The organism is Achromobacter sp. JD417 (assembly GCF_041879325.1).
GTDB classification, from domain to species: Bacteria; Pseudomonadota; Gammaproteobacteria; order Burkholderiales; family Burkholderiaceae_B; genus Achromobacter; species Achromobacter mucicolens.
Window position 1 is genome coordinate 3,952,239 of the sequence record NZ_CP087159.1, and the last position, 26,026, is coordinate 3,978,264.

The 26,026-nt window shown below is 62.2% G+C and carries 22 protein-coding genes; 14 read left to right on the forward strand and 8 right to left on the reverse strand.

Features of this window, described 5'->3' with window-relative positions; all coding sequences use genetic code 11:
• Positions 1 to 18 precede the first annotated feature (18 nt).
• Entirely contained in the window at positions 19 to 1,155 is a 1,137-nt protein-coding gene (locus LN047_RS18195) for a polysaccharide biosynthesis/export family protein (RefSeq protein WP_128828660.1), read from the reverse strand.
• Between the two features lie 242 nt (positions 1,156 to 1,397).
• Between LN047_RS18195 and LN047_RS18200 the strand changes: the two genes are divergently transcribed.
• From LN047_RS18200 to LN047_RS18260, 13 genes are read left to right on the forward strand one after another with little or no spacing between them, the layout of a single operon-like run.
• Positions 1,398 to 2,807 (forward strand): undecaprenyl-phosphate glucose phosphotransferase, encoded by a 1,410-nt coding sequence (locus LN047_RS18200; protein ID WP_056323712.1) that lies wholly within the window; start codon positions 1,398 to 1,400, stop codon positions 2,805 to 2,807.
• 46 nt (positions 2,808 to 2,853) lie between these two features.
• The gene (locus LN047_RS18205; RefSeq protein ID WP_056323709.1) at positions 2,854 to 3,306 is read left to right on the forward strand and encodes a GDP-mannose mannosyl hydrolase; all 453 of its coding nucleotides are present in this window, start codon (positions 2,854 to 2,856) and stop codon (positions 3,304 to 3,306) included.
• Between the two features lie 5 nt (positions 3,307 to 3,311).
• On the forward strand, positions 3,312 to 4,742 hold the full coding sequence (locus LN047_RS18210) for a mannose-1-phosphate guanylyltransferase/mannose-6-phosphate isomerase (protein WP_373979787.1): 1,431 nt from the start codon (positions 3,312 to 3,314) through the stop codon (positions 4,740 to 4,742).
• 31 nt (positions 4,743 to 4,773) lie between these two features.
• Positions 4,774 to 5,136: a VanZ family protein gene (locus LN047_RS18215; RefSeq protein WP_373982152.1), complete on the forward strand. Its 363-nt coding sequence runs from the start codon at positions 4,774 to 4,776 to the stop codon at positions 5,134 to 5,136.
• A gap of 10 nt (positions 5,137 to 5,146) precedes the next feature.
• Positions 5,147 to 6,256: a GDP-mannose 4,6-dehydratase gene (gene gmd, locus LN047_RS18220; protein WP_056323703.1), complete on the forward strand. Its 1,110-nt coding sequence runs from the start codon at positions 5,147 to 5,149 to the stop codon at positions 6,254 to 6,256.
• A 6-nt stretch (positions 6,257 to 6,262) separates the two neighbouring features.
• Positions 6,263 to 7,216, forward strand: coding sequence for a GDP-L-fucose synthase (locus LN047_RS18225; protein WP_062839166.1), 954 nt, complete (start codon positions 6,263 to 6,265; stop codon positions 7,214 to 7,216).
• Between the two features lie 44 nt (positions 7,217 to 7,260).
• Positions 7,261 to 8,565 (forward strand): lipopolysaccharide biosynthesis protein, encoded by a 1,305-nt coding sequence (locus tag LN047_RS18230; RefSeq protein ID WP_223576223.1) that lies wholly within the window; start codon positions 7,261 to 7,263, stop codon positions 8,563 to 8,565.
• A gap of 5 nt (positions 8,566 to 8,570) precedes the next feature.
• On the forward strand, positions 8,571 to 9,488 hold the full coding sequence (locus LN047_RS18235; RefSeq protein ID WP_226846353.1) for a glycosyltransferase family 2 protein: 918 nt from the start codon (positions 8,571 to 8,573) through the stop codon (positions 9,486 to 9,488).
• A 26-nt stretch (positions 9,489 to 9,514) separates the two neighbouring features.
• Positions 9,515 to 10,807, forward strand: a complete 1,293-nt coding sequence (locus LN047_RS18240; protein WP_152384964.1) for an O-antigen ligase — start codon at positions 9,515 to 9,517, stop codon at positions 10,805 to 10,807.
• On the forward strand, positions 10,800 to 11,930 hold the full coding sequence (locus LN047_RS18245) for a glycosyltransferase (RefSeq protein WP_142054415.1): 1,131 nt from the start codon (positions 10,800 to 10,802) through the stop codon (positions 11,928 to 11,930). The genes LN047_RS18240 and LN047_RS18245 overlap by 8 nt, the downstream gene beginning before the upstream one ends.
• Positions 11,931 to 11,943: 13 nt before the next feature.
• Positions 11,944 to 12,831 carry a glycosyltransferase family 2 protein gene (locus LN047_RS18250; protein WP_056323685.1) on the forward strand — a complete coding sequence of 296 codons (888 nt, stop codon included), beginning with the start codon at positions 11,944 to 11,946 and terminating at the stop codon, positions 12,829 to 12,831.
• Positions 12,828 to 13,388: a putative colanic acid biosynthesis acetyltransferase gene (locus LN047_RS18255; protein WP_056323682.1), complete on the forward strand. Its 561-nt coding sequence runs from the start codon at positions 12,828 to 12,830 to the stop codon at positions 13,386 to 13,388. The genes LN047_RS18250 and LN047_RS18255 overlap by 4 nt, the downstream gene beginning before the upstream one ends.
• Entirely contained in the window at positions 13,385 to 14,656 is a 1,272-nt protein-coding gene (locus LN047_RS18260) for a glycosyltransferase WbuB (protein ID WP_373979789.1), read from the forward strand. Before LN047_RS18255 ends, LN047_RS18260 begins: the two co-directional genes overlap by 4 nt.
• 79 nt (positions 14,657 to 14,735) lie before the next feature.
• Here LN047_RS18260 and LN047_RS18265 read toward each other — a convergent pair whose 3' ends face one another.
• The 7 genes from LN047_RS18265 to LN047_RS18295 form a co-directional block, all read right to left on the reverse strand.
• On the reverse strand, positions 14,736 to 15,632 hold the full coding sequence (locus tag LN047_RS18265; RefSeq protein ID WP_373979790.1) for a DUF6708 domain-containing protein: 897 nt from the start codon (positions 15,630 to 15,632) through the stop codon (positions 14,736 to 14,738).
• Positions 15,633 to 15,750: 118 nt separating this feature from the next.
• Positions 15,751 to 16,647, reverse strand: a complete 897-nt coding sequence (locus LN047_RS18270) for a hypothetical protein (RefSeq protein ID WP_373979791.1) — start codon at positions 16,645 to 16,647, stop codon at positions 15,751 to 15,753.
• Positions 16,648 to 16,766: 119 nt separating this feature from the next.
• Entirely contained in the window at positions 16,767 to 17,666 is a 900-nt protein-coding gene (locus tag LN047_RS18275; protein WP_156403438.1) for a hypothetical protein, read from the reverse strand.
• Complete coding sequence (locus tag LN047_RS18280) at positions 17,666 to 20,845, reverse strand: toxin VasX (RefSeq protein WP_373979792.1); 3,180 nt, start codon at positions 20,843 to 20,845, stop codon at positions 17,666 to 17,668. The genes LN047_RS18275 and LN047_RS18280 overlap by 1 nt, the downstream gene beginning before the upstream one ends.
• Before the next feature lie 182 nt (positions 20,846 to 21,027).
• Entirely contained in the window at positions 21,028 to 21,693 is a 666-nt protein-coding gene (locus tag LN047_RS18285) for a DNA-binding response regulator (protein ID WP_373979793.1), read from the reverse strand.
• A gap of 354 nt (positions 21,694 to 22,047) precedes the next feature.
• Complete coding sequence (locus LN047_RS18290; protein WP_056323666.1) at positions 22,048 to 22,797, reverse strand: response regulator transcription factor; 750 nt, start codon at positions 22,795 to 22,797, stop codon at positions 22,048 to 22,050.
• Between the two features lie 562 nt (positions 22,798 to 23,359).
• Positions 23,360 to 24,964: a hypothetical protein gene (locus LN047_RS18295; RefSeq protein ID WP_373979794.1), complete on the reverse strand. Its 1,605-nt coding sequence runs from the start codon at positions 24,962 to 24,964 to the stop codon at positions 23,360 to 23,362.
• A 377-nt stretch (positions 24,965 to 25,341) separates the two neighbouring features.
• Between LN047_RS18295 and LN047_RS18300 the strand changes: the two genes are divergently transcribed.
• A complete protein-coding gene (locus tag LN047_RS18300) occupies positions 25,342 to 26,025 on the forward strand; it encodes a TetR/AcrR family transcriptional regulator (protein ID WP_056323661.1) in 684 nt (227 codons plus the stop codon).
• Position 26,026 lies beyond the last annotated feature (1 nt).

A 26,026-nucleotide genomic window follows, 5' to 3' on the forward strand; every position in this document is an offset into this window, starting at 1 on the left:
GCGGGTTTTTCAGGCGGACTAATCGATGGACTTGACGGTCTGTACGGTTTGCGCGCTCGGGAACAGGTTGCTGATGAAGCGGTTCCACCGCACCAGGCTGGCCGTATCCACGAACACGACGTCTTTGGGTTGCAATTCAAACTTCGCGCCGACCGCAAGGGCTTGCGGCGATGCGGCGTTCAAGTGGTAGACCAAAGGCTTTGCCTCCTCCGTGGCGCGCACGACGAAAATTTGCGAAGGGTCGGCCGTGAGCTGGTTCGGCCCGCCCGCCAGGCCCAGCGCTTCGGTCAGCGACATGCGGCCATCGCGCATGACCGAGGCGCCGGGCAGGAAGACTTCGCCCATCACGAACACCTTGCTGTCGTCGCGCGGCGTGACTCTCACGATGTCCCCTGCCTTGAGCATGACCTGGTTCAGATCCTGGCCGCGCTCGATCAGCGCGGGAAGGTTCACGCGAGTACGACGGCCATCGCGGATCACATAGACCGCACTGCGATCGCCGGTAGGCAGAATGCCTCCGGCCCTGTTGAGCGCTTCCAACAGGGTCATGGGAACATCGTTGATCGCAACCGTGCCCGGCGTCGTTACCTCGCCATCGACGAAGATGCGCTTGCTGCGAAATCCCAGAACGCGAACGGTGATCTGCGGGTCCTGTATGTACTTGCCTGAACTATTGACTATGAGATTGCGCGCCTGAAGTTCAGTCAACCCCGCCACTTTCAGCAGTCCCGTATACGGAAACTGGATATATCCCGTGGATGAAACCGTATAGCCCGGAATGCCCGAGGCGGTATCCCCGATGGCTAATTCCGTTGCCCCCGATCCGATGGCGTAGGTTTGCGTCGGAAGCACGAGCTCGGGGTGATCCCACACGACGATCGACAGGATGTCTCCCGGTCCGATGAGGTAGGGACCGGGCTTGCCGACCAGGTGGCCAATGCCTTCGTTGTCGAGCAGCGCTTCACGCGCGCGCTGCTCATCGAGCACCAGCGACGGCGTGATTTCCTTGATGACAGCCTTGGAGTTCGGGTCCAGCGGATCCGCGAGTTGATTGGCGCTGAACGTCATGCCGGGAGACAAGGCGCAAGCGCTCAGCGAGGACACGAGCGCGATAGCGGCTATGGCTCGGCTCAACGTTCCGAAAAGTGTAGTCATGGCGAATCCACTGTGAATGACTTCGTTGCTTGGAAAGGAGCCCGATGCGTAACGGGTTGCGACATTCCACACGCTTTTCCTAGTCCCGCACATTCGACGGATGCCCTAAGCCTTCTCCTACATCGTTTGGAGGTTTCGGGTGAGTTGCGCTCTCAATAAGATTTTGTCGGTAGCCACATGCTTTGCGGCACTGCACAGTCGTTGCTTGCCGCAGGGTGCTTCCCCCCGAACAGGAGTGCGCGATGGACCCGTCCCAAACGGACACGTCGGCAAGGTTCAGCGGAGCAAGCTATCTGTATCGCTTGCTCGACGCCGCGATCGTCATCACCTGCGGCCTGACTGCCACCGGTTTGAAATTCTCGGAAGAGGCCTTGACGGATCCTCCGCAGATTCATCTGTTCCTGATCTACCTTTGCGGCCTGGGTGCGATCGCGATATTCCCGGCCTTCCGCCTGTATGTGTCGTGGCGCGGACGCCTCCTGACCGATCTGGTGGTGCGCAGCCTGGCTGCGTGGGCAACCGTGTTCGCGTTGGGCATCTTCGTCAGTTTTCTCATGCACCAGACCGGCGCGATATCCCGCTTATGGGCTGCAACCTGGTTCGGCATGACGGCGCTGGCGCTGGCCGGCGTGCGCATCGCCGTCTATGCGGCGCTGGGCGCGGCGCGCGATCGCGGCATGGACAAAAAGCGCGTGCTGCTGGTGGGCTTTGGCGCGCTGGGCCACGACATGTGGCGCCGCGTGGAAAAGTACCGCGAGGCCGGCTACCAGATATCGGGGATCTACGCCGAACCGCATGAGATCCTGCCGCCGCAGGTCCGCCGTCTGCATGACCTGGACAACCTGACCACCTTCGTGCGCGAAAACAACGTGCGCGAAATCTGGATCGTGCTGCCGATGGAAGCCGGCCAGGAGCTGCGCGAGGTGCTCTATCACCTGCGCAACGACCTGGTGGACATCCGCTGGATTCCCGATGTCATGTCCATTCAGCTGCTGGGCCATCGCATCGGCGAATTCCTGGGGCTGCCCGCCATCCAGTTGAACAGTCTGCCGGCCGCCGGCGTGCGCGGCTGGGCCAAGGAGGCCTTCGACCGCAGCTTTGCGCTGTGCGCGCTGATCGGCCTGGCGCCCGTGATGCTGACCGTGGCCTTGCTGATCAAGCTGACCTCGCGCGGCCCGGTCTTTTTCACGCAGCCGCGTCTGGGCGTGGACGGCAAGGTGTTCCACGTCTACAAGTTCCGCACCATGACCGTGCACCAGGAACAGGGCGTGGTCACGCAAGCCACGCGCAACGACAGCCGCGTCACGCGCATCGGCGGTTTCCTGCGCCGCACCAGCCTGGACGAGCTGCCGCAGTTCCTGAACGTGCTGATGGGCGACATGTCGGTGGTGGGCCCGCGCCCGCATGCGCTGGAGCACAACGAAATGTACAAGGACCTGGTGCAGCGCTACATGATGCGCCATCGCGTCAAGCCGGGCATCACCGGCTGGGCGCAGGTCAACGGCTTTCGCGGGCAGACCGACACGCTGCGCAAGATGAGCGACCGCGTCGAACACGACATCTACTACATCCAGCATTGGACGTTCCGGATGGATCTGCTGATCATCGCGCGCACGGCGGTATCGGGTTGGACGGGCCGCAATGTCTACTGAACCGTTGGGATGGCCTGTGCGCGAAGCGCCGGCGCCGCGGGGCGGAGTGCTGGCCCGCGCGGACTTCCGCCAGGCGGTGGAGATGCTGCCGCTGGTGTCGATCGACCTGCTGCTGCGCGACGGCGCCGGCAACTACCTGACCGGGCTGCGCGCCAATCCGCCCGCGCAGGGCGCGTGGTTCGTGCCCGGCGGCCGGATCCGCAAGAACGAGTCCCTGCAGCGCGCGCTGCGCCGCATCGTCCAGGACGAGCTGGGCCTCTCGCTGCCCGATCTCGCCTGGACGCCGCGCGGCGTGTACGAGCACTTCTATGGCACGAATTTCGCGGGTGAGGCGGGACGCTCCACCCACTACGTCGTCCTCGCCTACGAGGCCGAGCTTTCTCTGGATACCGCAAGCCTTCCCTTGGCGCAGCACAGCGGCTACCGCTGGCTGCCCGGGGAAGTGATCGCCGCCGATCCCGGCGTGCATCCGTACACCCAGGCCTACTTCAAGGAGTGAGAGCCATGACCAACCCCCGTCCTCCGTACCGGGCTGTGATTCTTTGCGGCGGTTCAGGCTCGCGCCTGTGGCCGCTGTCGCGCGAACTGCTGCCGAAGCAGTTCATCCGTTTGACCGACGACCGCAGCCTGTTGCAGAACACCCTGCGGCGGCTGGATTCGGCCGGCGCGCAGGCCCGTCCCATCCTGGTCTGCAACGAGGCGCACCGCTACATTGCGGCGGAACAGGCCGAGGAGCTGGGCATCAAGGACGCCGAGGTCATCCTGGAGCCGTTCGCGCGCAACACCGCGCCGGCCATCGCCGCCGCCACGCTGCGGGCGATGCAGGATGGCGAGGACCCGATCATGCTCATCATGCCGTCGGACCACGTGCTGGAGGATGGCGAAGTGCTGAGCGCGGCCTTCGCCCAGGCGTACGACGCCGCCCGTCAGGGCGCGCTGGTGACATTCGGCATTAAGCCGACCGCGCCGCTCAGCGGATACGGCTACATCCAGGCCGACGAACCCGGCGCCATGGCGCCCGCGCGCCGCGTGCGCCGGTTCGTGGAAAAGCCGTCGCCCGAGGTCGCCCAGCGGTTCATCGATGACGGCGGCTATTACTGGAACAGCGGCATGTTCGCCTTCCAGGCCTCGGTCTTCCTGTCCGAACTGGGGCGGCTGGCGCCCAAGATCCTGGAGCAGGCCGAGGCCGCCGTGGCCACCGGGCATGGCGACAGCGGGCTCTTTCACCTGGACGGCCCGGCGTTCGAGGCCTGCCCCAGCGATTCGATGGACTACGCCATCATGGAGCGCACCGACAGCGCGGTGGTGATCCCGCTGGCGGCCTCGTGGAGCGACGTGGGCGCGTGGGACGCCGTCTGGGGAATCGCCCAGAAGTCGGTGGAAGGCAACTCCACCACGGGCGACGTCATGGTGGAGGACTCGCGCAACTGCCTCATCCATTCGACCAGCCGGCTGGTCGCCTCGGTGGGCCTGGACGACATCGTCGTCATCGAGACGGCCGACGCGGTCCTGGTGGCGCACAAGTCGCGCTCGCAGGACGTCAAGCGCCTGGTCGAGGTCTTCAAGGCGCAGCACCGCAGCGAGCTCAACCACCACCGCGAGGTGCAGCGGCCCTGGGGGTCGTACGACTCCGTTGGCCAGGGGCCGCGCTACCAGGTCAAGCGCATCACCGTGAAACCCGGCGCGCGCCTGTCCTCGCAGATGCACCATCACCGTGCCGAGCACTGGATCGTGGTGTCCGGCACGGCCCGCATCTACAACGGCGACAAGCAGTACCTGCTGACCGAGAACCAGTCGACCTACATCCCGCTGGGCGAGATCCACAGCCTGGAGAACCCCGGGAAGATTCCGCTGGAGATCATCGAGGTGCAATCGGGCGCCTATCTCGGCGAAGACGACATCGTGCGATTCCAGGACATCTACGGTCGTGTCTGAGCCGGTTTCGGTTCCCTTCTGGCGCCCGGGCATGGCAAGGATTTGCCTGCCCGCGGCGGCCCTGTTTTTCATCGTGCTGGTCACGGTGGGCAACCTGCCTGGGCTGGCGGCGGACATGTCCGATGCCTTTGGCGACAAGCGGCTGCACCTGGCCGCCTACGCCTGCCTGACCGCGCTGATCTACCTGTCGGTGAATCGGCGCCCCGCGCTGGTGGCCATGCTGGCGGTTACCGCGCTGGGCGCGCTGGATGAATCAATCCAATCCTTTTTTCCCTACCGGCAGGCGGATCTCTTAGACCTTTTGGCCGATATCTCAGCGGCTGGTGCAACAGTAATCTCTTTGCACATTGGTACCGCAGCCATCGGCTCCTTTCGTGCAGTCACTAAGTCTTAAGGACACAACCATGCCAAAACGGGCACTGATTACCGGCGTAACTGGCCAAGACGGGGCCTATCTGGCGGAGCTTCTGCTGGCCAAGGGCTATGAGGTCCACGGCATCAAGCGGCGCGCTTCGCTGTTCAATACCGCGCGGATCGACCACCTGTACCAGGATCCGCACGACCAGCCCCGTAATTTCGTGCTGCACCACGGCGACATGACGGATTCGTGCAGCCTCATCCGCATCGTCCAGTCGGTGCAGCCCGACGAGATCTACAACCTGGCCGCGCAAAGCCACGTGGGCGTCTCGTTCGAGGAACCGGAATACACCGCCAACGCCGACGGCCTGGGCACCCTGCGCCTCTTGGAAGCGATCCGCATCCTGAAGCTGGAAAACAAGACGCGCTTCTACCAGGCGTCCACGTCCGAGCTTTACGGCCTGGTGCAGGAAACGCCGCAGAAGGAAACCACCCCCTTCTATCCGCGCAGCCCCTACGCCGCCGCCAAGCTGTACGCCTACTGGATCAGCGTCAACTACCGCGAAGCCTATGGCATGTACGCCTGCAACGGCATCCTGTTCAACCACGAATCGCCCAAGCGCGGCGAAACGTTCGTGACGCGCAAGATCACCCGCGGCCTGGCGCGCATCGTGCTGGGGCTGCAGGAATGCCTGTACCTGGGCAACCTGTCCGCGCTGCGCGACTGGGGCCACGCCCGCGACTACGTCGAGATGCAGTGGCTGATGCTGCAGCAGGACACCCCCGAGGACTACGTCATCGCGACTGGCATGCAGTACAGCGTGCGCGAGTTCATCAACACCGCGGCGCGCGAGCTGGGCATCCTGCTGGCATGGGAAGGCGAAGGCCTGGAAGAGACGGCGACCGTGCTGTTCTCGCCGGTGCACGACGTCAAGGCGGGCCAGGTGATCGTGCGCGTCGATCCGCGCTACTTCCGTCCGACCGAGGTCGAAACCCTGCTGGGCGATCCCACCAAGGCCCGCGAGAAGCTCGGCTGGACGCCCCGCACCTCGTTCGCGCAGCTCGTCAAGGAAATGGTCGAGAGCGACCTGAAGGAAGCGCGGCGCGATGCGCTGGTCGAACAGAACGGCTACGAAATCTACGCCTACAAGGAGTAGCCCGCCATGACGAACCTGGACCAACGCGTGTTCGTCGCCGGCCACCGCGGGATGGTGGGCGCGGCGATCACCCGCGAACTGCACCGGCGCGGCTACGAGAACGTGCTGACCCGCAGCCGCGCCGAACTGGACCTGGAAAACCAGAACCAGGTGCACCGCTTCTTTTCGACCACGCCGGTCGATGTGGTGTACCTGGCCGCCGCCAAGGTGGGGGGCATCCTGGCCAACCAGACGCATCCGGTGGACTTTCTGTACAAGAACCTGATGATCCAGTGCAACGTGATCCGCGCCGCGTATGCGGCCGGGGTGCGCAAGCTGCTGTTCCTGGGTTCGTCATGCATCTATCCGCGCGAGGCGCCGCAGCCCATCCGCGAGGACGCGCTGCTGACCGGTCCGCTGGAATCCACCAACGAGCCCTACGCCATCGCCAAGATCGCCGGCCTGAAGCTGTGCGAGGCCTACCAGCGCGAGCACGGCGCGCGCTTCATCTGCGCCATGCCGACCAACCTGTACGGCCCGCACGACAACTACGACCTGCACAGCAGCCACGTGCTGCCTGCCCTGATCCGCAAATTCCACGAGGGCCGCGAGGCCGGTGCGGAAAGCGTGACGATCTGGGGCACCGGGGCGCCGCTGCGCGAGTTTCTGTATGTGGACGACCTGGCGCAGGCCAGCGTCATGCTGATGGAGCATCCGGACGCCGAGGGCATCTACAACATCGGCGCCGGCCAGGACATCTCCATCGCGGACCTGGCGCGGCTGGTGGCGCGCGTGATCGGCTACGAGGGCAAGATCGTCTACGACACCTCCAAGCCCGACGGCACGCCGCGCAAGTTGATGGACTCGTCGCGCGTGCAGGCGCTGGGCTGGCGGCCGGAGATCTCCCTGACGCACGGCATCACGCTGGCCTATGGCCATTTCCTGCGCGAGCGCACGCAACAGGCGCTGCCGGTCGCCTAACGGCCGCGCCAGCATGACAGACAGGGTTACCGATGCTTGGATTCGTGAAGAAACACATCGCCGGCAATGCTTCCTTCTGGGGGCTGGTGGAATACGGCATCGGTCCCGTCGCGGCGCTGGTGGCGCTGCCGATCCTCTTTCGCCAGCTCGGCACGGTCGGCTTCGGCCAATATTCCATGATCATCGCGCTGGCCGGGTTCGGCAACGCGGCGAACCTGGGCGCGGCGGTGACCGCGACCAAGCTCGTCTCCGAGAGCATGCACGAGCCCGGCGGCGCCTATCGCGCGGCCGGCGTCAGCATGTCGCTGATCGGCTGTGCGCTGGCCGTCGTCACCTTGGCCGCCGTGCTGCTGTGGGGCGTCGTGGGGCTGGGCTGGCCGGACGCCACGTTTGGCGGCGTGGCCGTCACGATGCTGGCCATGCCCGCCCTGGCCATCTACCTCACGCAGCAGTATGACCAGCTCTTTTCCGGCTGCCTGAAGGGACGCGAGGACTTTCGCGCCACCGCGCTGTGCGAGGTCTTCAGCCGCACCGGCACGATGGCGCTGGCGTGCGCGGCCGCCTGGTACACCGCCTCGCCCACCTGGACCGGCTTGGCGCAGGCCCTCGGCCTGCTCATCGCGGGCAGCGTAAAGATGCGGGTGTTCTCGCGCGCCTATGACCGATTCATCGTGCGGCCCGTGCGCGACCGCGGCGCCATGATGGCCGCCTTCCGCTTCTCGCGCTGGTCGTGGCTGAACAGCCTGAGCGCGCTGGCTTTCGGCTCGGTCGACCGGGTGCTGGTCGGCAGCCTGATGGGACCAGCGGCGCTGGCGATCTACACCGTCGGCGTGCAGGTCGGCCAGATCATCCATACGGCGTCCGTCGCCATCTTCCAGAAGGCGATGCCGCGCGTGACACGCCTGTCCGTCTCGCCGCCCTACCCCGGCGCCGCGGAACGCGAAATCCGCCGCATGATGCTGTGGAACCTGGCGCTGTCCGCCAGCGCCACGCTGGCCGTGCTGGCGGTCAGCAAGCCGCTTCTGAACGTGCTGCTGGGCGAGAACGTCGCCAGCGGCCATCTGGGCACCTTCCAGTTGCTGATCGTGGCGTCGGGCCTGTTGTCCCTGAACGCCGCGGCGCACTTCTCCCTCCTGGGGCTCGGCAATTCCCGCGCTGTCGCAATCCTGAACGGACTGGGCGGCCTGGCGATGCTGTGCGTCATGGCGGGACTGGTTCACGTGGCGGGGGAACACGCCGCAGCCTGGGGCCGCATGGCCTATGCGGCGATCACGCTGGCCGGCGTGGCCCTCGCCATCCGTCAATCCCGCCCCGACTTTCCGGGCGCCATGCCTGCGGCCACCCGATAACCAACATGCTGAGGTCCTACATGCGCAAGCGCCATAACGAGTATTCACGCCAGCTCATCGACTTCGTCCGCGAGCTTCGTCCGCCGGCGCCCATCGCCAGCGGGCTGCTGCCCAAGGTGACGATCGTGACGCCCTCGTTCAACCAGGCCAAGTTCCTGGAGCGCACCATCCTGTCCGTGCTGAACCAGGGGTATCCGCGGCTGGAATACATCATCATCGACGGCGGCTCCACCGACGGCAGCGTGGACATCATCAAGAAATACGAGCGCTACCTGTCTTATTGGGAAAGCACCCCGGACCGGGGCCAGTCGCACGCGATCAACAAGGGGTTCGAACGCGCCACGGGCGACTACGTCGGCTGGCAGAACTCGGACGACCTGTACTTCCCGGGCGCGCTGCGCAAACTGGGGGCCGCCGCGGCCAAGGGCCGAGCGCCGATCGTCAGCGGCAACCTCTTCGTGGCGGATGCCGACAACCGCATCTTCCGCAAGATCCACTACACGCCCGTCAACCGCGGCACGCTGACGGTGGTCAAGGCCTCCATCCCAAACCAGTCCGCCATCTTCCGGCGCGACCTGCTGCGCAAGTACGGCCTGCTGCAGGAAAGCATGCGGTACTGCATGGACCTCGAACTGTGGAGCCGGCTGCTGCGCGAGGGCAAGAACCTGATCGTTCCCGACGCGCTGGGCGTGTACACCGCCCACGACGAGACCAAGACCGCCCTGATGCAGGACGTGCTGCTTGAAGAGCGCGAACAGATCGTCAGCCGCATCCGCCGGACCGAGCCGGGGTTGGGAAAGCTGTTCGAGCTGTCCTGCCGCGCCTCGAAGGTGGCCGCGCATGCCCGGCAGGGCGACCTGACCTACCTGCTGGAAAAGCTGACCACCAAGATCTTCGGCCGGGACGACTGGGCCGCGCACTAGGCGGCCCTCACTGATACGGAACCGCAATGACCACGCGCCGCCTTTCCACCCTGCATCTCCTGGGCCTGTTCGTCTTCACCGCGCTGGCGCTGAACGACGACAAGTTCATCGTGGGGGTGGGCAGCTTCAAGCTGTCGCCCTTCGATCTGCTGTTCGTGGCCATGCTGGGGGTCAAGGCGCTGCGCCTGGCCGACCCGCGCGCCTACGCGCTGCCACGCGGCGCGCTGGGCGTGTTGCTCGGCATCCAGGCCATCTCGGTGATCTACCTGCTGCTGGTCTCGGCCCACCATCCCGGGATCGAGACCGGCGACGTGGCGCGCGATCTGCGCATCGTCTTCTATTTCCTGTGCACGCCGTTCCTTTGCTACAAGGACATCGACAGTCCCCACGCCTATGCCATCCTGCAGAAATACATCGTGGCGGCCAGCCTGGCGGTCGCCACGCTGATGCTGCTGGAACAGGCGACCGGCTTCAGCGTCGCCAATCCGCTGCGCAACGTGCGCCTGGGCGTCTGGGCGATTCCGATGGGCGTGGTGTCGTTGCTGTACTTCAGGCGCACGCTGAACGTGTCGGGCCCCAAAGCCTATGCGCTGACGCTGTACATGGTGATGGCGCTGGTGTTCTCGCTGAACCGCAGCCAATACCTGCAGCTTGCCATTTCCGTGGTCATCGCCGTGCTGCTGGCAGGCAATGCCGACATCCGCCGCCGCGCCGTCATGATCTTCGCGCCCGCCGCCGTGGCCGGCGTGCTGATCTTTGCCAGCATCGGCTACCTGGACGTGCTGACCCAACGCATCTTCAGCGTCGAACGCCTGGACGAAGACTCCAGCTACGGCGCACGGGTGCAGGAAATGGAAGGCCAGATGCAGTTCTTTGCCGAGAGCCCCGTCTTTGGCAAGGGTGCGGGCTTTCGCAGCTGGGTGATGGGCGAGAACGGCTTTGAACTCAGCACGTTCGCGCACAACTCCTGGGCGTTCTACCTGATGAAATTCGGGGTGGTCGGCACGATCATGATCATGCTGCCGCCGCTGCTCATCCTGCTGTTCTCGCTTTTTCGGCGCTACGCCCATCCCGGGCTGGAGATGCACCGGCGATACCTGCTCGCCACCGCGCCCATCTACATCTTCATCGACTCGATGTCCGGCGGCCTGGCCTATGCGCCCAAGACCGCGTTTACCGGCTTTCTGCTGTGTTACTGCCTTTCGCTGATGCGAAATGCCCAGATCATGCCCGTGCCTCGCCAAGAATCTCCCGCTCCCAGCCCCCGCCCGGATATCGTGCGCCGGGCGCCACCCACGCGAGTAATACCCCATGTCTGATGTCTTGTTTGTCGCACCGGACTTGCATGGCGGCGTCGGAAGATGCGTCGCCTTCATTGTGGATGCGTTGCCGGAACAGGGGGTGGACTCCGCCCTGTTCCTGCTGCGCTCGCGCAACCGCGAGTATCCCATCGCCAATCCCAAGGTCACCCGCGCATTTCCGATCATCGAGTCTCCCACCAAGCTGCGGCTGGCGCTGCCCGTGGCGTTCTTCAAGCTGCTGCAGCACATACGCCGCGAAAAGCCCGCCATCGTCTGCTCGCACGGCCTTTTGTGCAACATGCTGGTCGTGCTGGCCAGAAAGATCCTGCGCGGCAACTTCCGCACGGTGGCCTTCGAACACAGCAGCCCGGCCATCCACTACGGCGCCTCCAAGATGCGCCGCCTGAAGTGCTGGCTGGTCAGCCAGACCTATCGGCGGCACGATGCGGTGGTCGGGGTGTCGCGCGGCGTCAAGGAAGACCTGGTCAGCATGTTTCCGCCGCTGCGCGGCAAGGTGCACACCATATACAACGGCGTGCCGCTGGACAACGTGCGGCGCCAGGGCGCCCAGCCGAAGACGGCCGATGGCGGCGACTCGCCCTATCACGTGGTGGCCGTGGGCCGGCTCGAAGCCGTCAAGGACTACGCCACGCTGATCGACGCGGCCGCGCTGCTGGACGACCCGCGCATTGCGTTCACGATCCTGGGCGAAGGCTCCGAGCACGCCGCCCTGCAAAAGCGCATCGACGACCGGCCGTCCCGCACGCAGGTCACGCTGGCCGGCCACATCGACAATCCGTTTCCGGTCATTGCCGGCGCCGGCGCCTTCGCGCTCACCTCCGTGCGCGAAAGTTTCGGCAACGTGCTGGTCGAGGCCCTGTGCCTGGGCGTGCCCGTCATCTCCACCGACTGCCCGCACGGCCCCGCCGAGATCCTGGATGCCGGCCGCTACGGTCTGCTGGTGCCGGTAGGCGACGCCGAGGCGCTGGCCGAGGCGGTGCGTCGACTGGCCTACGACGGCGAGATGCGCGAGAAGCTTGCGGCCCAGGGCCCCGAGCGCGCGGACGCCTTTTCCCTCGAGCGGCACTGCCGCAACGTCATCGATCTCTTCCGCCCGCTCATGCAGCGCGGAACGCCCTGAACAGGACAGCATCATGCAGAAGATACCGGTATCCGTCGTGGTGATGACCAAGAACGAGGAACGCAACATCGCGAAGTGCCTGAAGGCGCTGGTGGAGTTCGACGAAGTCTTCGTCGTGGACTCCAACAGCACGGACGCGACCTGCTCGATCGCCACGGCGATGGGCGCGCGCGTTTCGAACTTCCAGTGGGACGGCAAGTACCCGAAGAAAAAGCAGTGGTGCCTGGAGCAGCTTCCCTTTACGCACCCCGTCGTGCTGTACGTGGACGCCGACGAAGAAATGACTCCCGGTTTGGCGGCCGAGATTCGCGAAGTTCTGCCGCGCTTTGCCGCGGGGGCAGGCGGCGCGTTCGTGCCCTTCGACTACGTGTTCTGCGGCAAGAAGCTGGAACATGGCCATCGCGTCTACAAGCTGGCGCTCCTGGCGCGAGACCGCTCGCGCTTTCTGGACTACGACGACCTGGACGTGGCCAATATGTGGGAGGTCGAGGGTCACTACCAGCCGCAGGTCCAGGGCGAGACCTTTGCGCTGCGCCAGCGCATGGTGCACAACGACCACGACTCGCTGTATCACTACTTCGACAAGCACAACCGCTATTCGGACTGGGAAGCGAACCTGCGCACCAAGGGCCTGATGAACGATCCGCGAGAGGCCAACGTCGGCGGCCGCGCGTTGCTCAAGCGCATCTTCCAGGCCATGCCATTCAAGGCGCCGATCTCGTTCCTGCACTCCTATGTCTTCAAACTGGGATTCCTGGATGGTAAGGCCGGCTACGACTATGCGGTCGCGCGCGCCATGTATTACTGGCAGATCCGCATCAAGACCGAAGAGATCCTGAAGGCGCGCCAGGCCAGCGAGGCCGCATCGCGGCGCGACGCCGTTGCGGGAGCGGCCAAATGAGCACCTTGCAACGCCTGGACCAGTTCGCGCTGGCGCCGGGTCAGCGCGGACGGTCGGCGCTGACCGTGCAGTTGTGGTGGATGGTGCAGGGCACCTTGTTCCGCTGGTCGCCGCAGGTGGCCTACGGCTTTCGCCGCTGGCTGCTGCGCCGCTTCGGCGCGCGCGTCGGGCACAAGGTGCTGATCCGGCCCACGGCCACGGTCACCTATCCCTGGAAAGTGGAAATCGGCGACTACGCCTGGATCGGCGACGACGCCGTGATCTACAGCCTGGGCCCCATCCACATCGGTGCGCACGCCGTGGTGTCGCAGCGCAGCTATCTGTGTGCAGCCGATCACGATGCCGGCCGGCCCGACTTTCCGCTGCGCGAACGCGCCGTGCGTGTCGAAGACGGCGCATGGGTGGCCACGGACGTGTTCGTCGGTCCAGGCGTGACCATCGGACGCGAGGCCGTGATCGGCGCGCGCAGCTCGGTGTTTCGCAACATGCCCGCCGCGATGGTGTGCCACGGCAACCCGTGCCGCCCCATCCGGCCACGCACCGCCACGCCAACATGAAAATACTCATCTATGGCATCAACTACGCGCCCGAACTGACCGGCACTGGCAAATACACCGCCGAACTGGCCGAGTGGCTGGCGGCACGCGGGCACGAGGTCGGCGTGGTCACCGCCCCGCCCTACTACCCGCAATGGCGGGTCCACGACGGCTACCGCGGCACACGCTACACCAAGGAAACGCGCCGGGGCGTGACCGTTCGGCGCGCGCCCTTGTGGGTCCCAGAAAGACCGGGCGGCGCCAAGCGGCTGGTGCATCTGGCCAGCTTCGCGCTGTCCAGCCTGCCGTCGCTGCTGCGTGCGGCGATGCGGCGGCCGGACATCATCCTGGTCGTCGAACCCGCCCTCTTCTGCGCCCCGGCCGCGTGGCTGACCGCCCGCCTGACCGGCGCCCGCGCCTGGCTGCATATCCAGGACTTCGAAGTCGACGCGGCGTTCGAACTGGGCTTGCTCAAGGGCGGCGTCCTGCGATCGATGGTCAAGCGCGCCGAACGCTGGCTGATGCGCAGGTTTGACCGCGTGTCCACGATTTCAAACCGCATGCTGGACCTGGCGCTTTCCAAAGGCATCGACCCCGCCCGCGCCGTGCTGCTGCCCAACTGGATCGACGTCAATGCCATCACGCCCTTGGCCGAAGGCGGCGACTATCGCGCACAGCTCGGCATTCCGGACAACGCCATCGTCGCGCTGTATTCGGGCAACATGGGCGGCAAGCAGGGCCTGCAGATCCTCGCCGACGTAGCACGCCGCCTGAACCGCGAAGACCGCCTGTGGTTCCTGTTCTGCGGCCAGGGCCCCGAACGCGCGGCGCTGGAGGAAAAGTGCCGCGGCCTGACGCGCGTCATCTTCCTGGACTTGCAACCGGCCGAACGCCTGGGCGCGCTTTTAGGCACGGCCGACATCCACCTGCTGCCGCAACGCGCCGGCGCGGCTGACCTGGTCATGCCGTCCAAGCTGACCGGCATGCTGGCCACCGGCCGCCCCGTAGTCTGCGGCGCGGCGCGCGGCACCGAGCTAGCCAACGTGGTGTCGCGCTGCGGCCTGCTGACCCCGCCCGAAGACGCCGCAGCGATGGCCGAAGCCGTACGCAAGCTCAGCTACAACGCACAGATCCGCGAAACCCTGGGCGCCGCCGCCCGGCAGTATGCGATGGCGCACCTGCACGTGGATGCGGTGCTGGGCGCGGCGGAGCGGGAGTTCATGGCAATTGCGAAAAACAAGGGCCGCACGACGCCGGCGGGAACGCGGGCGAGTGAGGGGGATGTTTGAAGGGGGGGGGTGAGGGAATTGGCGCAGTTGTTGGCGGGTGCGGGGCGGCATGGAGAGCGACTTGCCCCGCACGTCTTGCTCAGCCCGTTGAAAAGCCACAATATCGATTGTTCTCTTCCGGAAATTGAATCTCCGGATAGAGAAGAACAATCAGCTGCGGCAAGCTCCAGGACGGCATATATAGCAGCAGAATCGCGAGATCAACCCAGATCATCAAAGGCAACCATAGCCGTCCCTGCTTTGTAGTCAGGGACCATTTGATCCAGCGGCCACCATAACGCATCAGCACATCACTCGGCCTTTCAGGAGGCGTGATGATCTTTGGTGGAGGTAGGTCTTCAACGTTATCCATGAAGCGATGAAGCCAAGCCCAGATATGGCTCGCCCAAACCTCACCGTTATACATTACGGGTATCTTCACTAACTGAGGCTCCGGCAAGTTGCAGGTATAACCAACAAGGTAGAGATACGGTTGCGATCTACCTGTTGTCCAATCAATGCCCTGCAATTGGTCCCAATCCAGTTCCCATATCGCGTCCAAGCTTTCCTCTGGATAAGGGACGTAGTACACGCGCCGGGAGCGGCGGTCAAAACGTACTTTGGAAGATCGGTATTTATATCGCGGCAGCAAGACGCGCGGAAGGAAAAACCCCAAAAGCCCTATGATCGGAAGACCTAGAATAGGCACCCAAATCAGTCCAAACCCATCGTCGACGCCCGCGATTAATGCAATATAAAAAACAACTAGCCCGAATAAAGTGAGCAATCGAAGACCCACTCCCTCAAGTTCCCCTTGTAGCGTATCGGAAACCACTTCGATGCAATTTTCATTTAAACGCGTTGCTTCGATAGCTGGTACTTCGTGAGCGGCAGGATCCAAAGGCATTAACGTACTTGCGAAGCGAAATAGCCGCCACTTTTCCTGGATCTTCCTAAACGACGGGCGCGGCTGTCGGGCTTGCTTGGTGGCTTGCATTACTCAGGCTTCTGGGCGAGGGAGGGGAAACTCTTGAAATGGCGTGGGCCGGGTTTTGTGCAAACGTTGGCGGTCGCGGGACAGCATGCAATTCGTCGCCCTTACCTGCCATTCATGCTCAATCCGTAGAAAAACCACAATGTCGATCGCTCTCTTCCGGGAATCGGATCTCCGGATACAGAAGAACGATCAGTTGCGGCAACGCCAGGACGGGCATGAACATCAGCAGAACCGCCAAATCCACCCAGATCATCAAAGGCAACCATAGCCGTCCCTTCTTTGTGGTGAGGGACCATGTGATCCAACGACCACCGTAGCGCGTAAGCACATCACGCGAATTTAGTGGGAACGCGATAATCTTGGGTGCGGGCAAGGCTTCGACCTTGTCCATAAAACCGTGAAGCCAAGCCCATATGTGGCTTGCGAAAATTTTCTCACTAAACATTATGGGTATCTTGACCAACTGAGACTCAGGCAGGTTGCAGGTATAGCCCACAAGGTAAAGATACGCTTGCGCTTGACCTGTGGACCAGCTGATGCCCTGAAGCCGATCCCACTCAAGTTCCCATATTGCATCCGAGCTTTCCTCAGGATATGGAACGTAGTAGACGCGACGGCTGCGGCGGTCAAAACGTACTTTCGAACAACGGTATCGATAACGTGGCGCCAAAAGGCATGGCAAAAAAAACCATATAAGCCCCATGCAAGGTAGACCGATGGAAAGTATGAGCACACCTGCAGACCAGCCACCGAATACTCCGAACACTGCCAAAAAAAAAGAAAGCAGTCCAAAGAAGGTGAAGAGTCGAAGTAAAAATCCCGCGCCTTCAGTTTGCAACGTATTGGAAACGACCTCAACGCAATGGTCGTTCAACCGTGTTGCCACGATGGCGGCGGGTTCCTGCGTATCGGGCAGCACTGGCAACAACGTACTCGCGAAGCGAAACAGCCGCCACTTTTCCTGGATCTTCCTAAACGACGGGCGCGGCTCTCGGGCTTGCTTGGTGGCTTGCATTACTTAGGCTTCTGGGCGAGGGAGGGGAAATACTTCAAAATGGCGAGGGCCGGGTTTTGTGCAGGCGTTGACGGTCGCGGGACAGCATGCAATTCGTCGCCCTTCCCTGCCATTCATGCTCACTCCGTAGAAAAACCACAATGTCGATCGCTCTCTTTCGGGAATCGGATCTCCGGATACTGGAGAATGATCAGTTGCGGCAAGGCCCGGGATGGCATGTATAGCAGCAGAATCGCGAGATCAACCCAGATCATTAGAGGTAAAAATCGCCGCCCTTTCCTTGTGGTGATGGACCACATGACCAAGCGCCCCCCGTAACGCATCAGCACATCGCTCGGCTTTTGAGGAAGCTTGATGATTTTTGGTGCGGGCAAGCCTCCAACCTGGCCGGCCATGAAACGTTGAAGCCATGCCCAGATATGGCTTGCGAAAAATTCGTGATTAGCCATTATTGGTATCTTTACCAGTTTCGGCTCGGGCAGGTTGCAGGTGTAGCCCACAAGGTAAAGATACGATTGCGCTCGCCCCGTCATCCACCTGATGCCCTGGAGCCGATCCCAATCAAGTTCCCATATCGCGTCCAAGCTTTCCTCGGGATACGGGACGTAATAGACACGACGGCTACGACGATCAAAACGTACTTTCGAACATCGGTATCGATAGCGCGGCCCCAAGACACAAGAAAGGAAAAACAACACAACTCCCAAGCCGGGCAGGCCGAGAGAAAAAATTAACACGCCTACAGACCAGCCGCCGAAGCCCCCCATCACGGCAAACAGCAATGAAAAGAGCCCTGAGAAAGTAAATGCCTGAAGGATTACCCCCTCATGGCCATCTTGCAAGGTATCGGAAACCACTTCGATGCAACTCTCGTTAACGCTTATTGCTTCGATGGCTGGGGTTTCAGACGCACTAGGCTCCGACGGCAGTAATGTGCTCGCGAAGCGAAAGAGCCGCCATTTGTTCTGGATTTCCCTAAACGTTGGGCGAGGCACTCGAATTTTCTTGGTAGTCCGCATCACTTGGGCTCCGCGACTGGAGCAAGCAACTCTTCGTCAATAGGATCCGTGAGCCACGTGCCGCGTGTAAAGACAAGCGGTTCTCGCTGCGGGAACAGCGCGAGACTAGGCTGGTTAACGACATCCGGCCTGTAACAGTAGTCCAGCATGACCTCTGTGTCTTCCCGCATAACGATTTGCCAACTCAACTGGCGGGTGCCATCTTGAATGAAATCCTTGTCAACAACCATACATTCCGCATCAAAAGGGAATCGGTATTCCGGAGATGCCGCAATGGGCCCCCGAACCATGTTTAGTAATTGGCCGTTCCGCCTGGCTTTGAGCGTGTATTGGAAGACTTCAGCATGCTTTACTTGCTGCGACTCTTCGCCCGAAGTTGGATAGCCGGGCAGGACCAAAGATAGGGACAGTGTTCCTATCCTTTCTTGGGCGATAGCGCGATTTAGATCAATGCTGTCTTGCCAGAGTCCGTAAATGGGAATGCTGCGGACTGCAATATCACGCACCGACACCTCGGGGGTTTCCCAATTCGCTACCGCGCGGACGCCATAAACGGCACCGTGGAATGCGGCAAGTTCCTGGTCCAGAGAGCTATAACGGTATGCTCGATCACCCTGACTCCAAAAGCTGTGTGCCAACCAGACTTCGTCGGGCTGATATTTCGCGAGAGCGGCCTGGATGCTGAAATAAATTACTCCTAGGGTGGCGATAAAAGCCAGCACAAGCCAGCCGACTGGCCCAATGACGCCGAGGACGACGCTGGAGGCGCTTAAAAGCAGTCCAGCAGTCGCAAGTACTCCACAGCCAGCAGACGCCAGATACATTCGACCTGCTTCGGAGTTTTGTTGCGTGGCGTAGGCGCTAGCGGCACGTAATCCATCAGCGACTGCCCCAATAGCGGCAGTTACTGCGCCTAGCTTTGTCGCTAGCTTTCGCACTTCGCGGGCTGCTTCCCGCGCCATGCTCAACGAGTTCCCTTTCGCGAGTGCATGTAGCTGAATCGCGTCGCCCTTCAGCAACATGCCGGAGCTCATCACAGCGAATACCGCCGCCAACGCGCTAGCCCCGTTGGCGAACCCAGAAACTGATCGATCAATCTTCCCGTTCGCGAGATCTTTGATCGACGACCGAAGTGCCATGATGGCGGAAATGGCGGCCAGGCCTGTGAACCCATATTCCCCGCGCACGATTCCAGTCTGCGCGGCGCCGTAGGCTTTACTTTGACGAACCTGATCCAGCATCCGCTTGAACACATTTCCTTCAAGTTGGAACGGCTGCGGATTGTGCACAGACGGTTGGGCAGATGAAATACGGGTTGCTTGATCACCGATGCGCACGGTTTCGTAAAGGAGCACCGTCGCTGGCTGATTGCGCAATGGCTGCTTGACGGTAATACCCCACTTCCTTAGTTGCTCGGTGTTCATGCTTCGTTCACCGTGGAACTGGGAGTATTGGAAATTCGCCTCGGCGCTAGACACGCGGTACGTGACAATGGTGCTGCCAACGCGGACTTCTGCATACAGGCGTAATCGCCGGACGATGCTGCTGGCTGTGGTCTCGGGCAAACGCGTATCACCAAGCTGAGAAAGCATCTGGCTTACAAGTACATCTGAGGACTGGGTCGCTGGATAGGAGACGTTCAGTTGAAAGAGGGGCGCAAAGGCCGCAATCCCAACATCCAGCACGTTCTTCAGCGGCGCAGGGTTGGCGAAATCGGCGTGCAACTCAGGGATGCCGTGCGCTAGCGCCAACCAGACAGGACTTCTTTCTGGTGGGGCCAGCAACAAACTCCGGTACGCCGATCGACCACTTTCGCTGTGAGTCAGGTTACCCACGCAGTGGGCAACAACGCGCTCGTAGTCCTGGGCATTCTCTTTTGCACCCAAGTCAAAACAGGACAGCGCCTTGCCAAACCATCCATCCTGCCAATCCTTGGCGATGGCGCTGCCGCCAGTCCTGATCCAACCTTCGAGGTCCTTCACCAGTGTGTCAATGTCGGCCTGTTTCCGCCTGACTGTCTGTTCATACGAGCGCATGTACGGAACAGCATTGCCAAGGAAGCGGTCCGCGTCATCGTTCGCGTCAAAGCGAACCAGATCTCGCCTTTTGGCATAGGCTTCTGGGGTCGCACGCTTCTGAACGCTCTGCAAGTACTGCTTTATGACGGTGGCGCTTGTGTAAGCGTGATTGTTATCGATTTCATAAGCTTGCCGATCTGCCGCCGCAACTGCGACAAGATGCGCCAGTTCACTCATGACGCCGATCGGGTCGTGCAGCACGACCGCCAGAGGAACGATATCCTTGATCGGAACAAGCTCGACGTAAGCGCCCGGGATGACGGTTTCGTAGGTGGGGAACGACTCCGGCGCTGATATCTCGCTCCACGTGTAGTACCCCGACCTGCCACTCAAGTCGGGTCGTCGCAGTTCCGGCGTCGCGTAGGCAAGCAACGCGATGTTGAACACATGGGGTTGCTCAACACCACCAGCGGGCCTGACCCTTGTCGCCAACCTGGAGCGGATGCCGCCCGTATCGTTCTCGATGCTCCAGAGCCTGGCATGGGTCAGCATCGTTTCGCTGGTCAGCAGGTAGACGACGTCTGCTTCTTGGGTCGCTGGGGCAGATAGATAAGGTTTGGCGCTGACCGTTTCGGGGCGAGCGAGCCGCCCGGGGATGGCATCGTCTTCGTCTGCAGAAGTCCACCAGATGCGCGCAAATCGCATGTCGTCGGTGACTTGATAGTGCTGCGTCCACATCCGGCCGTTCTGGAAGTAGCAGAGGTAAACGTAGGTGCCTGGACGCAGCACGCGCAGACCGTACGCCTTGCCGGCGGTCAGCGCGGGATAGCCCTCAGCGCTGAGCGTGGGAAACACGCCTTCATTCCAGGTGCGCTCTGCAACGCCGTAGCGCAACGGGTAGATGGGCACACACCGCTGACATGGTGGCGGTGAGATGGCCTTGCCCAGTTGTTTTTCATTAGGGCGGTCGGGACCCAGCGCTTTCTTGTGGGGCGTTGTCATTGCGGGGTCCTCATGGCCCACAGGCAACACGAAGGCTTTGGACAGACCTTCCCGTAAGGTGTGCACGACGACGTCGAAGGAGTTGTCGTCGATGGCAAATGCGAAGCGAAATCGGACTGGATTGGAATGGCGGGCTCCCGGGAACCACAGGCCTTCCACGCCACCAATGCGTGCCCAGCCTGCGCGCGCCCATTACGGCACGCCTGTCCAGGCTTGGGTATCAGACAAGTACGATTTTGAAGTTCGTCAGCTTCTATTGCGACAACTGTCAGGCGCAAAAAAAGCCAGGGCCTGTGCGGGCGGCAGCGCCACCCGCACAGGCCCTGACTCACGTCCTCGTTTCAGCTCGCGTCGCCCTTGGCGGGCGCAGGCTGCCCATTCGAGCTGCGCACCAGTCCCATCTGCACCGCGATGTACGCGGCCTCGGCCTGGTTGCGTGCGTTCAGCTTCCAATAGAGCGTGCGCGCGTGGCTCTTGACGGTGGCGACCGAGATGCCGACCTGCTGGCCGATCTCGCGCATGGTCTTGCCTTGCACGAGCAGCTGCAGAATTTCCTCCTGCCGCTGCGTGAGCTCGCGCAGCTCTTGCACGGAGGCGTGCGCGGTGCTGGGCGGCCGGCCGGCGGGTTGCGGGTAGCATTCGCCGCCCGCAATCACCAGGCTGACTGCCGCGGCCAGCGCATCGGGGCTGGAAGCCTTGGGCAGATAGCCCGCGACCCCGGCGCGCGCACACGCGGCCATCACGCTCGGGTCCAGCGCTGAATACAGCACCAGCACCAGCCTGGGCATGAAAAAGGCCATGGCCTGCGATAGAAGGCCGATGTCCTCTTCCGCGGTGCCGCTGCAACCGACCACCAGCAACTCCACTGGCTTGTTGATCGAGCTGGACATATTGAGGAGGTGGGCTGGCGAGATGGCCAGGATATCGTCGGCGTTGCGCACACGTTCCAGCACATGCTGAATTGCGACACGAAGCAGAGCGTAGTCTTCGATCAGTACGGTTGTCATCCCGGGAAGAACCTTGTGACGCATGGCCCATTACGGTTCCCATGACGCTGGCGCGACGCCGCGCAATGCGCGGGTTCACGCGCGTCGCCAGGTTCAGGGGAATCCTGTCCGCAGCCTTGGGATTGCAGTGGCGAGACTAAGTGATTCGCCCTATCAATCCATGCTTGCGGACACAACTCATGCTATCAGCGGCTACGTTCGCTGAATCTCGTTCAGGAGGATGATTGGTGGCGGAAAGCGAGGCGACAGCGACGTGAACACCTGCTTTCTATGCCTTAGCCGTATTGGCTATGCGCGGTCCCGGCAGCGTTGGAACGGGCGTTCCTGCTGCCGGGCAGGCAGCGCAAACCTTGCTTAACCGAGCTTGCGCCCATAGATCTGCCCGGCATCCACTTCGCGCCCATTCGGTTCATGCCATTCCAGGGTCGCGCCGCGTTGCAGCGCCGCGTACACGGCTTCGCCCTTGTTCTTGACATGCAGGCGTTGGTACAGCGTGCACGCGTGCGTCTTCGCGGTTGCCACCGAGATGTTCAACATCCGGCTGACGGTCTTGATGGGATAGCCCCTTGCAAGCAACACCAACACTTCGTACTGGCGCGGCGTGATCTGCAGGAGCTGTGCGCCCGCGCTGACCGGCATGGCGCCCTTCGCACCGCCTTCTTCCGCATCCCGCGACGGCAAGGCGCATACGGCGGAGGCCGGCGCCTGCAGCGCCTGTTCGCTCGGGAAGCATTGCCCGCCCGCCATCACCAGGCGGATGGCGGCCTCGAGGATCTCGACCGAAGCCGTCTTCATCAGGCAACCGTACACACTGGCGCCAGGCAGGCCTTGCACCGGCATGGGCAAAGGCATGACGTCCGTCAGAAGCAGAATCCGCTTGGGCGTCAGCACGCGCTGAATCTCGTGCAAGGCGCTCCATGCTTCATCGGTATCCACTGGCAATCCATAGATCAGAAGATCGGCGCCCGCGTGCACGCCATCGGCCTTGGACACGTCCGCAAGGCCCATCCCCTCGATCTCCCACACATCATCCAACTTGCTAAGAATTTGCCACAACCCCAACCGCAGTAGCGGATGGGCTTCAATCAGGACCATCTTGGCCATGGTGTCCTCCCGGTTTTTCGACGGGCCTAGAAGGGATCTTCGCTGTGCTGAAGATATTATTTATCCAGCCCTGCGGGGGTGGTCCGCATATCCCGGAATATCTAATGAAGCTGAACCGGGACGTTTAGGCTGGTCGACTTTGGTAGCCAACATAACGGATGGCATGGAACCCATCTTATGGTTCGGATTTGTCAAAATCAAGACGTTTCAGGGCGATATAATCCGACAAAATCAGAAATCAATCGTTAGCCTTAATCATGTTCCTAAATAGGGATGAGGAACCTCATCTCGTCCTTTTTACCGCTAGGGTTTTCACCAGCATCGCCCCGTTGCATCCGCAGCTCTCCCTATGACACGGCCTCGGTTTGCCGGTCTGCCACGCCCGGAATGGCCGTGTTACAGACGAAAAAAAGCCACGTCGGGGCATCTGCCTGACGCGGCCTTGGGGTGCCGGATGGGGAGGGAAAGCTGTCAACTTGTATCTGTCGACACATCACGCCGGTGAGCGATCCCTGCAATCGAAATAACGGTAACATTTTTATTTTTACGCCCGCAGGCGTATTTACTCCATATAGGCGAAGTCAAATACCGTATGCCCCCCCTGATGATGCCAATGGTGCATTGAAGCATGGCGTTTTCTCAGGAAGTTGGCGTAGTGGATCTCGCCATCGGTTTCGACGTAAGTGGAAGGCGAAAGCTCCTCAATCTTGTTCAGCGAAACGCCCTTGCCGTAGTGACAGAAGCCTTGGTACTGGGCGCACCGGATCACGTCTCCGCTAGGCGAGACAACGATTCCGGCGTTGCGCGCGCGCATCGGGTTGCGCACGATCGGGTTGCAGGCGTGCGGCGTCCAGGACGTCGAGCGGGGCGAATCCGAGAAAAACGCGAACAGCTCGTCGCAGTGGCTCTGGCCGTCAGTCCGGTCGATATTTGTCAATAACCACCAGTATTCGCCGTGTTTAAAAATAATGGTATCCACGGCAGAAATATTGGTCATCAGATTAACATCCAGCTCCCATTTCAGCGGAAATTCCGTGCATTTCCATAGCTCGATACTGCGATTTCCGCACGTTTCCGGAACCATATACGTCATGCCTTCGTGTTCAAAAATATACGGAAACGAAAGGTGATAAGGCAGGTTCAGCGCGGTGCCCAACAGCCGGAAAGCCCCGTCGGAGTAGGTCGCTACGGAGATCGTGCCCTTGCGGGACGTAAAATCATAGTCCTCGAAAAATATATATGGTTTTTTGTCGTGCGTATAAACGAAGGGGTCTGCGAAAAACCGCCCCTTGGGCGGCTGCAATACCATCGCCTCCGATACGACCGCCTGCTGCCGCGCGGAGGGAAACATACCGATCCGCCACCGGACATTGCGTTTCATGATGCGCCGCACAACCAGATCCGACATTAACCACGCCTGGCGCGCAATATATGCGGCGCTATCCCACTCAGCCGGGTCGGCGCGGCGCGGGCCGCTCATGATCTGCATGGCGGGCGGCGCGACGCCCGGCCGGTCATGGGCCAGCGCCTGCAAGGCGTCATAGACCATGAAATTTCCCAAACTGAAAGCACGGGCCTGATTCTTGAGCCAGAACACTTCCGTGTTGAAACTGCGCTGGTCCAGGAGTTCGTCGTCTTCCTGCCGCGCGCCGATGCGCCAGAGTTTCACGGTGGTGTGATCTTCGCGCTGAAAGACCTCCCAGAAGCCGGCATAACGGCTGGTTGCCACCGCAATATCCGAATAGCTCAGTTGCCACACGCCCAGCCGCGACCAGCTGGAAAGTTGAGAGCGCGTCGCGAGCGACGCGCCCAGCGTGATCACCAGGTCCAGCCCCAGCGCCTGCACCTCGCGGCGCGCCTGCGGATCCTCATCGCCGGGCGCCAGCGGAATGACCGCCGTGCCGGCCTGCTGCAGGCTGTCGCGCATGTCGCGGCACGCCAGCATGTCGCGCTGCTTCTGCGGCAGCAGCTTGCCTTCCAGGCGCGACAGCGTGCCGAACAGCGCCTTTACGCTCAGCCTCGGTGTACTGTCGGCGACCTCACCGTTCATCACCAGCAACGCCGTGAGCTCGAACTCCTGGCTGTGGAGTAGCCACTCAACCATCTCGTGCATCCAGCCGGGTTGCTCATACCCGTCAACCAGCAATCCCACCTTGTACGTCGTCATTTCTCGTGCTCCTGTATCAGGGCGATTGGCCTGCCGCGCCGTGACTGCGCAGGGCCTCGCCCGGCACACACCCGGGGCAATGCTTTTATGTTCTCGCGCTGATACTGCGGGCTTTTGAGCGTGCGTTCCAGAGCGCATTCATCCTAGGACTGGTGTCCGAGGACATTCGGCTAAATCTCAACCTCCCGCGCGGGCCGCGCCTCATGCTTCTTCCCGGCAGGGCCTCGTCCGTACGCACGATGCGAAGCGCGCGCGCGGCAAAAGCAACACCACGGCCGCTAGCGCTTAGGGGTAAACCCTATTGGGGATAGCAGAGGCTCGCCTCTCATCCAAGGCTCCCGCATAATGCATTGAAACAAACGTTTGAATTCAACCTTATGCAAGAAATCCGCTCCACACCCACGAGAGAAGCCATCCTGGACACCGCCGAGTCCCTGTTCGCGCAACAGGGACACGAAGCGACGTCGATGCGTCAGATCACCGGCGCGGCCGGTGTCAACCTCGCTTCGGTGAACTATCACTTCGGCTCTAAGGAGTCACTCGTGCAGGCGGTGCTCAAACGCCGCCTGGAAGTGCTGAATCGCGAGCGCATGCGCCTTCTGGACGAACTGGAGGCGCAATCCGGCGGCAAACCCCTGAAGCCCTCGCAGATCGTCGATGCGTTCTTCGGCACGCTGCTGCGCCTGGCCGCCGATCCCGCGCAGGCCGGCAGCACGTTCCTGCCGCTGCTGGAACGCACGATGACCGATCCCACGGATTTCATCCGAGCCCTGTTCGCCGAGGAATACGCCGACGTGCTCGCGCGCTACCGCAACGCCCTGTTCGCCGCCCTGCCGGACGTGCCCCGCGCCGAGATCATCTGGCGTTTCCAGTTCATGCTGGGCGCGACGTCGTACGCAATCATGGGCACCGACCTGCTGCGCTCGGTCACCGGCCTGGCCGGCGACGAAGCCGAGCAGCCCAACGACCGCGAACTGCTTCTGCCGCGCCTGATGAGTTTTCTGCTGGGCGGGCTGCGTTCGCCCTTGCCGCACGTAAACGCAAGCCCCGGAGGCGCCTGAC